General features: G+C 71.5%; 10 protein-coding genes and 1 pseudogene. 6 read left to right on the top strand and 5 right to left on the bottom strand.

Translation table 11 applies throughout. The features are described 5' to 3' along the window. Positions 1 to 164 precede the first annotated feature (164 nt). Positions 165 to 1,589: a type I glutamate--ammonia ligase gene (glnA, locus tag AB0G02_RS06480; protein WP_360790253.1), complete on the bottom strand. Its 1,425-nt coding sequence runs from the start codon at positions 1,587 to 1,589 to the stop codon at positions 165 to 167. A 194-nt stretch (positions 1,590 to 1,783) separates the two neighbouring features. Between glnA and AB0G02_RS06485 the strand changes: the two genes are divergently transcribed. Next, entirely contained in the window at positions 1,784 to 2,257 is a 474-nt protein-coding gene (locus AB0G02_RS06485; RefSeq protein ID WP_360790256.1) for a hypothetical protein, read from the top strand. 66 nt (positions 2,258 to 2,323) lie between these two features. Here AB0G02_RS06485 and AB0G02_RS06490 read toward each other — a convergent pair whose 3' ends face one another. Then, positions 2,324 to 3,064: a DUF4191 domain-containing protein gene (locus AB0G02_RS06490; RefSeq protein ID WP_360790259.1), complete on the bottom strand. Its 741-nt coding sequence runs from the start codon at positions 3,062 to 3,064 to the stop codon at positions 2,324 to 2,326. A 72-nt stretch (positions 3,065 to 3,136) separates the two neighbouring features. Between AB0G02_RS06490 and AB0G02_RS06495 the strand changes: the two genes are divergently transcribed. The 5 genes from AB0G02_RS06495 (at position 3,137) to AB0G02_RS06515 (ending at position 7,748) form a co-directional block, all read left to right on the top strand. After that, positions 3,137 to 5,194, top strand: a complete 2,058-nt coding sequence (locus tag AB0G02_RS06495) for an ATP-dependent DNA helicase UvrD2 (protein WP_360790280.1) — start codon at positions 3,137 to 3,139, stop codon at positions 5,192 to 5,194. 631 nt (positions 5,195 to 5,825) lie between these two features. Then, positions 5,826 to 6,242: a WhiB family transcriptional regulator gene (locus AB0G02_RS06500; protein ID WP_360790262.1), complete on the top strand. Its 417-nt coding sequence runs from the start codon at positions 5,826 to 5,828 to the stop codon at positions 6,240 to 6,242. Beyond that, positions 6,239 to 6,463, top strand: a complete 225-nt coding sequence (locus AB0G02_RS06505) for a hypothetical protein (protein WP_360790265.1) — start codon at positions 6,239 to 6,241, stop codon at positions 6,461 to 6,463. Before AB0G02_RS06500 ends, AB0G02_RS06505 begins: the two co-directional genes overlap by 4 nt. Before the next feature lie 149 nt (positions 6,464 to 6,612). Then, complete coding sequence (locus tag AB0G02_RS06510) at positions 6,613 to 7,578, top strand: class I SAM-dependent methyltransferase (protein WP_360790268.1); 966 nt, start codon at positions 6,613 to 6,615, stop codon at positions 7,576 to 7,578. Then, positions 7,575 to 7,748, top strand: coding sequence for a hypothetical protein (locus tag AB0G02_RS06515; protein ID WP_360790271.1), 174 nt, complete (start codon positions 7,575 to 7,577; stop codon positions 7,746 to 7,748). The genes AB0G02_RS06510 and AB0G02_RS06515 overlap by 4 nt, the downstream gene beginning before the upstream one ends. Positions 7,749 to 8,600: 852 nt before the next feature. Here AB0G02_RS06515 and AB0G02_RS06520 read toward each other — a convergent pair. From AB0G02_RS06520 to AB0G02_RS06530, 3 genes and pseudogenes are all read right to left on the bottom strand, one after another. After that, the gene (locus AB0G02_RS06520; RefSeq protein WP_360790274.1) at positions 8,601 to 9,155 is read right to left on the bottom strand and encodes a hypothetical protein; all 555 of its coding nucleotides are present in this window, start codon (positions 9,153 to 9,155) and stop codon (positions 8,601 to 8,603) included. A gap of 81 nt (positions 9,156 to 9,236) precedes the next feature. Beyond that, positions 9,237 to 10,547: an AarF/UbiB family protein gene (locus tag AB0G02_RS06525; protein WP_360790277.1), complete on the bottom strand. Its 1,311-nt coding sequence runs from the start codon at positions 10,545 to 10,547 to the stop codon at positions 9,237 to 9,239. An 85-nt stretch (positions 10,548 to 10,632) separates the two neighbouring features. Continuing rightward, positions 10,633 to 10,823, bottom strand: a pseudogene (locus AB0G02_RS06530) (thiamine biosynthesis protein ThiF); the annotation flags it as partial.

Here is a 10,823-nt window from a genome sequence, read left to right on the forward strand (position 1 = left end):
GCCTGCTGTCGCACGGCATGGCTAAGGCCGAAGGCCGGGTGACTGTAGTAGTCACCCGGCCTTCGGCCTGTGAAGGATCTGGCGGCCTCTCCAGCTCAGACGGCCTGGAGACGGCCTGGGTGGGGCTTCAACCGGTCGAACCGCTGGTCAAAGCCCCGCGCCGATCACACGTCGTAGTACAGCGCGAACTCGTAGGGGTTCGGGCGGAGGCGCAGGGGGTCGATCTCCTGCTCCCGCTTGAACGAGATCCAGGTGTCGATGACGTCCGGCGTGAAGACGCCGCCCTCCAGGAGGAACTCGTGGTCCGCCTCGAGGTTGTCCAGCACCGCGTCCAGGGACGCCGGCACCTGCTTGACGTCGCGGGCCTCCTCGGGCGGCAGCTCGTAGAGGTCCTTGTCGATCGGGGCCGGCGGCTCGATCTTGTTCTTCACGCCGTCCAGGCCGGCCATCACCATGGCCGAGAACGCCAGGTACGGGTTGCCCGACGAGTCGGGGCAGCGGAACTCGATGCGCTTGGCCTTCGGGTTGTTGCCGGTGATCGGGATGCGCACGCACGCCGAGCGGTTGCGCTGGGAGTAGACCAGCGACACCGGGGCCTCGTAGCCCGGCACCAGGCGGTGGTAGGAGTTCACCGTCGGGTTGGTGAACGCCAGCAGCGACGGCGCGTGGTGCAGGATGCCGCCGATGTAGTGACGCGCCGTGTCCGACAGGCCCGCGTAGCCGGACTCGTCGTGGAACAGCGGCTGGCCGTCCTTCCACAGCGACTGGTGGGTGTGCATGCCCGAGCCGTTGTCACCGAACAGCGGCTTCGGCATGAACGTGACGGTCTTGCCGGCCTGCCAGGCGGTGTTCTTGATGATGTACTTGAACAGCATCAGGTCGTCCGCGGCGTGCAGCAGCGTGTTGAACTTGTAGTTGATCTCGGACTGGCCGCCGGTGCCGACCTCGTGGTGCGCGCGCTCGACCGTGAAGCCCTGGGCCTGCATGTTCAGGACCATCTTGTCGCGCAGGTCGGCGTAGTGGTCGGTCGGCGTGACGGGGAAGTAGCCGCCCTTGTACTTGACCTTGTAGCCGCGGTTGCCGCCGTCTTCCTCACGGCCCGAGTTCCAGGCGCCGGAGATCGCGTCGATCTCGTGGAAGGAGGCGTTCGCGGTGGTGTCGAAGCGGATCGAGTCGAAGATGTAGAACTCCGCCTCGGCGCCGAAGTACGCGGTGTCCGCGATGCCCGACTCGGTGATGTACTGCTCGGCCTTGCGCGCGATGTTGCGCGGGTCGCGGCTGTAGGCCTCACGCGTGAACGGGTCGTGCACGAAGAAGTTCACGATCAGCGTCTTCTCGATCCGGAACGGGTCGAGGCGTGCCGTGTAGAGGTCGGGCAGCAGCAGCATGTCCGACTCGTGGATCGACTGGAAGCCGCGGACCGACGAACCGTCGAACGCGAGGCCCTCGGCGATGGCGTCGGCGTCGAACGCGGCCGCGGGGAGCGTGAAGTGCTGCATCACGCCGGGCAGGTCGCTGAAGCGGACGTCGATGAACTTCACGCCCTCGTCGGAGATGTACTTCAGGACCTCGTCGGGATTCTTGAACACCCTCGTCGACTCCTCTGCTGCGGTGGGGGCGTGGTTGTACGCCGCTGCGTGGTGCGGCCTGCCATCGTGGCGAAACTAAGACCGTGGTGTTGCCCAGCCATCACCCACGTGTTTCGCCAGTGTTAACGGGGCGCGCAGGTCGGGCAACCCGACCGCCGCTCCTCACCCGCTGAGCACGGCCTTACTCTGGTGGGGTGAGCAAGTGGACCGGTTCGTGGCTGTCAGGACCCCGCTCGGCGCTGGAACCCGGCGCCGACTCCGGCGACGGCACCGGGCAGCGCTGGCGGGGTGAACGCCTCGGCCTGCCGCAGTCGGGCCCCGGCTCGGTCGCCTCCACCGGACGCCGCGCGATCGCCATCCTGGTCGACTTCCTGCTGTCCGCGGGCGTCGCGGGCCTGTTCACCCTGCCCGACCTGCCGCGGAACTGGAGCCTGCTCACCTGGTTCGCCATCACCGTGGTCGCGGTCGCCTTCTTCGGCTTCACGCCCGGTCACGCGCTGTTCGGCCTGCGGGTCGCCCGGCTGGACGGCGCCGGGCTGGTCGGCGTGCCCCGGGCGGTGCTGCGCACGGCGCTGATCTTCCCGATCATCCCGGCCGTGGTGTGGGACGCCGACGGGCGCGGCCTGCACGACAAGGTCGCCGGCACCGTCGTCATCCGCGTGCGCTGACCCCGCACATGCGCCAGGCCCGCTCCGGACGATCGCCGGAACGGGCCTGAGCTGCGAGAACGTGTGTCAGCGACGACGCATGGCGCGCTGCACGTTGCGCATCTTGGCACCCTGGGGCATCGGGCCCTTCGGCAGCGCCGCGCCACGGCTGGCCAGCGCGGCCAGTCGGTTGTCGATCGTGTCGACCTGGGCGGTCGTGATGTTGCGCGGCAGCTTCATCAGGTGGCTCTGGAGCCTGCGCAGCGGCACCTGGCCGTCCTCGGTGCCCACGACGACGTCGTAGATGGGCGTCTCACCGATCACCCGCGAGACCCGCTTCTTCTCCTGGGCGAGCAGGTTCTTCACCCGGTGGGGTGCACCCTCCGCGACCAGCACCACGCCCGGACGACCGAGCACCCGGTGCACCATGTCGCCGCTGGTCGTGCCCGCCACGGCCTGCGTGACCCGCCACTTGCCGCGCAGGTTGTCCAGCGCCCACGCCGCCGCGCCCGGCTGGCCGTCGGCCTTCGCGTACACCGAGCGCTGCACCCGGCGGCCGAACACGATGACCGCCAGCAGCGCGCCCACCGCGATGCCCATCGGCAGCAGCACCCACTGCATGTCCCAGATGAGGCCGATCAGGAACGCCGCGACCGTCGCGCCCAGGACGCACGCCAGCATCAGCGGCACGAGCGCCTTGTCCTCGCGGCGCTGCATCTTGAACGCCTCGAAGATCTGGCTGCGCTTCGCCTTCGATGCCGCGCGCCGAGCCTTCGACGCTTCCTTGGAGGCCGCCTTGGCAGCCGCCTTGTCCTGCTTACCAGCCATACCCACCAGGATACGGCGCGGCGGATCGCCCCATGACGGGAGTACTCGCTGCGCTCTGCGAGGATGCTGCGCATGGACCGGCTGCTGGAGGGACTGGACCCGGAACAGCGTGCCGCCGTGGAGGCCCCGCGCGGCCCGGTGTGCGTGCTCGCGGGCGCCGGCACCGGCAAGACCCGCACCATCACGCACCGCATCGCCCACCTGGTCCAGCGCGGTCACGTCTCCGCTGGTCAGGTCCTCGCCGTCACGTTCACCGCCCGTGCCGCGGGCGAGATGCGGACCCGGCTGCGGGCGCTGGGCGTGCACGGCGCGCAAGCCCGGACGTTCCACGCCGCCGCGCTGCGCCAGCTGCGCTACTTCTGGCCGCGCGTGGTCGGCGGCGAGCAGTGGCAGCTGATCGACCGCAACAAGCTGCGCCTGGTCGCGCAGGCCGCCAACCGGGTGGGCCTGTCCACCGAGTCCGATTCGCTGCGGGACCTCGCAGGCGAGATCGAGTGGGCCAAGGCCTCGCTCGTCGCGCCAGGGGACTACCCGACCGCCGCCGGCCGCACCAGCCGCGACACCCCCGCGCCCGCCGACCAGGTCGCGCAGGTCTACCGGACCTACGAGGAGCTGAAGAACCAGGCGCAGCTGCTCGACTTCGACGACCTCCTCCTGCACACCGCGGCGGCGCTGGAGGAGCACGGCGACGTGGCCGAGGAGTTCCGCGACCGGTACCGGTGCTTCGTGGTCGACGAGTACCAGGACGTCACGCCGTTGCAGCAGCGCGTGCTCGACGCGTGGCTGGGCGAGCGCGACGACCTGACCGTGGTCGGTGACGCCAACCAGACCATCTACTCGTTCGCGGGGGCCTCGCCGCGTCCGCTGCTGGACTTCCCGCGCCGGTTCCCCGAGGCCGTCGTGGTGCGGCTGGAGCGGGACTACCGGTCGACGCCGCAGGTCGTGGGCCTGGCCAACGAGGTGATCAAGTGGGCGCGCGACCGCCCCTCGGGCTCGCGGCTGCGGTTGATCGGGCAGCGCCCGGACGGGCCGAAGCCGACGTTCACCGAGTTCGACGACGAGTCGCTGGAGGCCGCGGCCGTCGCCCGGCGGGTGAAGGCGCTGCTGGACGAGGGCGTGGCGGCCAGCGAGATCGCCGTCCTCTACCGGGTGAACGCCCAGTCCGAGGTGTTCGAGCAGGCGTTGGCCGAGGTCGGCGTGCCCTACCAGGTGCGCGGCGGGGAGCGGTTCTTCCAGCGCGCCGAGGTGCGGCAGGCGATGGTCGCGCTGCGCTCGGCGGCGTCCCACGAGCCGACCGGCGAGCTGCCGAAGGTGGTGCGGGAGGTGCTGGCCGGGATCGGCCTGACCGACGAGCCGCCCGCCGGCGGGACGGCACGGGAGAAGTGGGAGTCCCTGCTCGCGCTGGTGGAGCTGGCCGAGGAGCTGGTCACCGCGGTGGACGGCGCGGACCTGCCGAAGTTCGTCGCGGAACTGGAGCTGCGGGCCGAGGCCCAGCACCCGCCGACCGTGGAGGGCGTGACGCTGGCGTCCCTGCACGCGGCGAAGGGCCTGGAGTGGGACGCGGTGTTCCTCGTCGGGCTCGTCGAGGGCACGTTGCCGATCCAGCACGCCGACGGTGACGACGCGGCGATCGAGGAGGAGCGCCGGCTGCTGTACGTCGGCGTGACGCGCGCCCGGGTGCACCTGTGGATGTCGTGGGCTTTGGCGCGCGCCGCGGGCGGTCGCCGTTACCGGCGGCGCAGCCGGTTCCTCTACGGCCTCGTGCCGGACGACCACCCGGCGTCGCGCACGGCCGCGAAGCGCGAGCCGCTGCAGAAGCGGCCCAAGCCGCAGTGCCGGGTGTGCGGGTCGGCGCTGGTCGACGCGCGGGCGATCAAGCTCAGCCGGTGCTCCTCCTGCCCGTCCGACCTGGACGAGGAGCTGTTGACCAAGCTGCGGGCCTGGCGGGCGGACCGGGCGCGTGAGCTGAAGGTGCCCGCCTACGTGGTGTTCACCGACGCGACGCTGGTCGCGATCGCGGAGCAGCGGCCGGAGGACGTCGCCGGGCTGGTGTCGATCTCCGGCATCGGCGCGGCCAAGCTCGACCGGTTCGGCGACGACGTGCTGGCCCTCGTGCGCGGCGGCCGTTGACCGCGTGGTGATCGGGTGGGCGGTGAACCCGTCCGGCCCGCGCCGGGCGGCCCCGTTCGCCTGGGTCTTCCCGCGCCGGCCCTGTGTGCAGGGCAAACGCGGAAGTTTCACTCAATCGACAGGTATTTGGAAAAACCTGTTGCACCCGTCGTGCGCGGGGTCATAACCTGCTGAGGCCGGGCGCGAAGCGCCCGCTGGGGATGAAGAGCTAGCAGTCGAGACGAGACACCCGAGGAGGTGACCGGTCGTGAACACTCTCATGTGCTTCGAGACGCCCGGTGACCTGATGTCCGGGGTGTTCTTGGCCGCAACCGCTGCTCATGTCGTGGGGGAGAAGTCTGCCCGCGATCGCCACGCCCTCAAGTGGGGTGCTGAGCGAGTTTCGCTGATCCAGGTGCCGGCGCCGTACGCGCCGACCCTTGTCCCGACTCAGAACGTTGCGCCGTCCGCGCACGAGCGAAGTACCTGACGACCCGATAGTCAGGCCACCCAGCTCACGAAGGCCGCGGACCCGTAACCGGATCCGCGGCCTTCGTGCTGTCCACACCTGTTTTACCGCTGTGCCGCACCACCGCTCGAACACTGTTCGCACGAAAAACCCCATGCAAGATCCTTGACAGGAGTCCACCTGATGTTGACCGCGACCGTCCCCATAAACGGGACGTTGTCCACCGAGGCGGAGCTCGCCGGAGCGGGTGTCGCTTCCCTGATCGACACCGCGCCCGACGCCGGCTTGGAACTTCCTTGCCGTACCAACAACCCCGACCTGTGGTTCGCCGACGCGCCGGCGGAGCTGGAGGAGGCGAAGAGGTTCTGCGCCACCTGCCCCGTCATCGAGGAGTGCCTGGCCGGTGCGCTTGCTCGCCACGAGCCCTGGGGGGTCTGGGGCGGCGAGATCTTCGAGCGCGGAGCCGTGATCGCGCGCAAGCGTCCCCGTGGGCGTCCGCGCAAGGACGCGGCGCCCGTTGTTCCCGCAGCACCAGTTGTTCCCGCGGCGCCCGCCGCGACCGTTGTCCGGGGGGCTAACGACCAGGAGGCCGCCGCGTGACCACGTACCGATCCACCTCTGACGAAGCGCTGCTCATCGAAGTCAACCCCAAGGGGAACCCCATGCTTCTCGAAGAAAATCTCGCCAGATCACGAATGCATGACGCGGAGATATTCGCGCGACAGCATCGGCTGGCCCACCGGCTCGTCGTCGCCCGCAGGTGGCGTCGGCTGGCCGGATGGGCCCAGCGCAGGGCCGTCCTGAAGGCCCGCGCGCTCTGATGCAGGCAACGGCCCGCCCTTCTCGTCCCATGACGGGGAGGGCGGGCCTCGCCATGTCCGAAATCCGCCGTGTCCCGGACGTCCGGGGTGGACGCCGGGCTGGCCTGTTCGATGCGAGGGTTGGGCTCGACGTAGGTACCGTTCCCCGTGTGGCCGTTCACTCTCACAACCATGCCCACGACCATGCTCACAGCGATGGCCGCAGCGATGCGGCCGCTCGTGGGCACAGCCATACCCATGACGGGATCGACTGGTCGTCCCGCCTGAACTTCCTGCGGCAGGCCGACGAGCTGGATGCCGAGGCGCGGGCCGTGGTCGCGCGGAGACTCGTCCGCACCCTGCCCGACAAACCGACCGTGCTGGACGTCGGGTGCGGCGCCGGCGGGATGAGCGTGGCCCTGGTCGAGGCCTTGTCCGCCCGCGGCGGTGGCACCGTCGTGCTGGTCGACAGCACGCCCGAGCTGCTGGACGCCGCCGCGCACGCCGCCCGGTCGGCCGCCACCTACGGCACCGACACGACCAGGGCGACCGTGCAGGTCCGCCCGGTGCTGGCCGACCTCGCCACCGAACGGCCGGTCGAGATCGCCGGGCCCGCGCAGCTGGTGTGGGCGTCGAACGTCGTGCATCACCTCCCCGATCAGCGTGCGGCGGTGACGGCGTTGGTCGAGGCCATCGCGCCCGGCGGCTGGCTCGCGCTGGCCGAGGGCGGGTTGACCGGCAAGTTCCTCCCCTACGACTTGGGTATCGGTGAGCCGGGCCTGCAGGACCGGTTGTCCGCGGCGCGGGCCGAGTGGTTCGTGCGGATGCGGGAGGACACGACGGACTCCGTCCGCCTGTCCGGTGGCTGGAACCTCCTCCTCTCCGATACGGGTCTGGTGGACGTGACCGCGTTCAGCTACCTCATCGACCACCCGGCTCCGCCGAAGCCCGCGGTTCGCGACTGGGCGGTGGACCAGCTGAGGTGGCACGACGAGGTCGCCGGCCACCTGCTGCACCCCGCCGACCGCCGCACCGTCAAGCAACTGCTCGACCCGCAGGACCCCGCGTACCTCGGGCTGCGCGACGACGTCTTCCTGCTGACCGCCAACACCGTGTACCTGGGCCGCAAGCCGTGACCGACACGTGCGCCCGCTGCGGCCGCACCCGGTCGTCCGTCACCGACCCGGCCCAACTGCTGGCTTGGGTGCGGGAACGGGACCGCGGCGTCGACCAGTGGTTGTGCCACGTCTGCGCGCGGGCGCACGTCCGGGACATCGAGGGCAAACTCCCCTCCGACTACTGGTAATCCAGCCAAGGCCACGAGCGAACCCGCAGGTCGAAGCCCGGCCCCGGAGCGAGGTCCCAGGGCGAGGCAGGCGTGGATCGGCTGGTCAACAGGGTCGGGTTGGACGGCCGGTGGTCGGCTGAGTGGCGTGGTTGGCAGGCCAACTCGGCGGCACGGTCGGTTGGGCGGGCCAGGTCGGTTCGGCTGCCGAGCTCGGGTTGGCGGCCGGGGTCGGTCAGGCGGAGTCGGCTGATCGGCAGTGGTCGGGCGGCCGGGATCGGGTCGGGTCCGGCGGGCAAGGCGGGCCGGCAGGGCTCGTCGGGTCCGGCGGGCAAGGTCGATCTGGCTCGGGGTGCCGCCAGCGGGTCCGAGCGGCCCGGGAGGGCGCGGAGTGGCTCGGCGCGAGCCGGGGCCGGGCTGGCTCGGACAGGTCGGGTCCGGTGGGCGGGGTGGGTCTGGCCCGGGGTTGGTCGGGTCCGGCGGCCGGGGGTGTGGTCTGGCTGGGTTGGATCGGGTCCGGCGGGGTGGGGTGGGGCCTGGCTGGGCTGGATCGGATCCGGCGGGGTGGGGTGGGGTTTGCCTGGGCTGGATCGGGCCCGGTGGGGGGTCTGGCTGGGCTGGATCGGGTCCGGCGGCCGGGGTAGGCCTAGCTCGGACAGGTCGGGTCCGGCGGGCGGGGTGGGCCTAGCTCGGGGTGGTCGGGTCCGGCGGACGTGGTGGGCCTGGCTGGGGTGCCGGCGGGGCGGGGCTGGCTGGCCTGGATCGGGTCCGGTGGGGGGGGGTCTGGCTGGCCTGGACGGGGCCCGGCGGGCGGGGTGGGCCTGGGTGCTGGCTGGCCGGCGGGTGCGGAGTGGGCCGGCCGGTGGTCGGCCGTCAGCGGAGGAGGGTGGAGAGGAGTTTCAGGGCCGACCTCGCGGTGGCTGTGCCCCTTCGGCTGCCCGCGTCCAGCTCCGCGGTCAGGGTGGCGACGGTGCACAGGCCCGACCGGACGGCGGTGGCGAGCAGGTGGTGTTGGCGCAGGGCGTCCGGCTCGTGGCGGGCGGCGTCCAGGGTGGCCCTGTTCGGCTCGGCCAGCGGCAGGCCGGCGCGGACGACGACCTCCGGCCGCCGGGTGGTGCGTTCCAGCACCACCTCCTCGACGCCGGAACGGCGGGTCGTGGCCGGTTGGAGCAGGTGGATGCGTGTCGGTGGCGGGAGCGCCGGCAGGCCGTGGGCGTGCAGGGCGTCAACGCCGGTGACGACGGCGCTCGGGCCCGCGTAGGCCAACGCCGCGCGCAGGCGCTGCGCCCTGGTCGGCGGTCGCGAACCGAGCAGCAGCACGCCCGGCAGGATGCGCTGCCACGGCCCGCCGGGACGGCACTTGAGGTCGATGACGTAGCCGGGCACGCCGGCCGCCTTCAGGTCCACTGCCTTGATCACCTGGTTCACGGGACCGATCCTCCGGGGGTTCCGGGGAGCGGACCACGGGGTGTTCGTGATCTGTGGACAAGTGGAAGACCTGTGGACAACTCAGTCGTCGAACCCCGGTTGCCAGCGGGCGACGATGGCCCTGGCCTGCACGTTCGCGTCGAGCTGGCAGAGGATGCCCGTCGCGCCCAGCGTCACCCTGTGGACAAGCAGGTACTGCGGCGGCAGGTTCAACGACCTCCCCGTCTGCGAATCGGGGCTGCGGAGGTCACCGACGCGCTCCGCCTGCTTCTGCAGCCACCGGCGGGTGAAGTGGAACGTCTCGCTCCGCAGCGGCTCGACGAACGGGGCCAGGTAGTTCAGCACGTCCTCGGCGTGCAGCTCGGTCCCGGGGCGGATGAACCGCTCCGACCGCAGCAGCTCCACCAGGTCGTCCGAGCGGCCGTCCAGCGCCAGCCTCGTCATCAGGCCGAGCGGCTTGGGCAGCCCCTCGGGCAGCCGGGCGACCGCACCGAAGTCGAGCACCCGCAACCGGCCGTCCGCGCCGAGCATGAAGTTGCCGGGGTGCGGGTCGGCGTGCAGCAGCCCCGACCGGCTCGGCGCGGAGAAGTGGAACTCCGACAGCAGCTGCCCGGCCAGGTCGCGCTCCTCGCGCCCACCCTCCCGGATGATCTTCGACAGGTGCGTGCCGTCGATCCACTCGGTGACCATCACCTTCGGCGCGCTGGCCACCACCTTCGGCACCACCACCCGGTCGTCGCCGTCGAACGCCTTGGCGAACACCCGCTGGTTGGCCGCCTCGGTCCGGTAGTCCAGCTCCTCCAGGTAGCGGTCCCGCAGCTCCTCCAGCAGCGGCTTGACCTCGGCTCCCGGCATGACCGCCTGCAGCACCCGGCTGAACCGCAGCAGGGTGTTGAGGTCGCTCTGCAACGCCTCGTCCGCGCCCGGGTACTGCACCTTCACCGCCACGTCGCGGCCGTCGTGCCACACCGCCCGGTGCACCTGCCCGATGCTGGCCGACGCGGCGGGCGAGTCGTCGAACGACGTGAACCGCTTCGCCCACGCCGAGCCCAGCTGCTCGGCCAGCACGCGGTGCACGGTGCGCGAGGGCATCGGCGGCGCGGCCGTCTGGAGCTTGGTCAGCGCCTCGCGGTACGGCTCGGCCAGCTCGTCCGGCACCGCCGCCTCGAACACGCTCAAGGCCTGGCCGAACTTCATCGCACCGCCCTTGAGCTGCCCCAGCACGGCGAACACCTGCTCCGCGGTCTTCGCCGACACCTCGGCGCTGACCTCCTCGGAACTGCGGCCTGCCAGGCGCTTGCCCCAGCCTCCGACCACCCTGCCCGCCACGCCGAGCGGGAGGCTGGCCAACTTGGCGGTGCGCTGCACGGCCTTGCGCGGGATCTCGCTCACCCGGTGATTCTCCTCCCGCCGTTCACGTGGTCGCAGTGGTTCACGGCCCTGCCACAAAACCTACACAGCCGTCCCTGAGGGCGGATCACGTCGCGGAGCGGCACTCGCAGCGCGGGTGCACCGGCGCGATCCGGTGCTCGACCACCCCGGTGAACGCGTCCACCTCCAGCGTGGCGTCCCAGGTCGGCGGCCTGGCACCCGCCGGTTCGACGCCGTCGAGCGCCAGGAGCGCCTGCGCGAGCGCCACGCCGGCGGTCGCCGTGACGGGCGCCAGGT

It is taken from the genome of Actinosynnema sp. NPDC023658 (genome assembly GCF_040639995.1).
Lineage (GTDB): Bacteria > Actinomycetota > Actinomycetes > Mycobacteriales > Pseudonocardiaceae > Actinosynnema.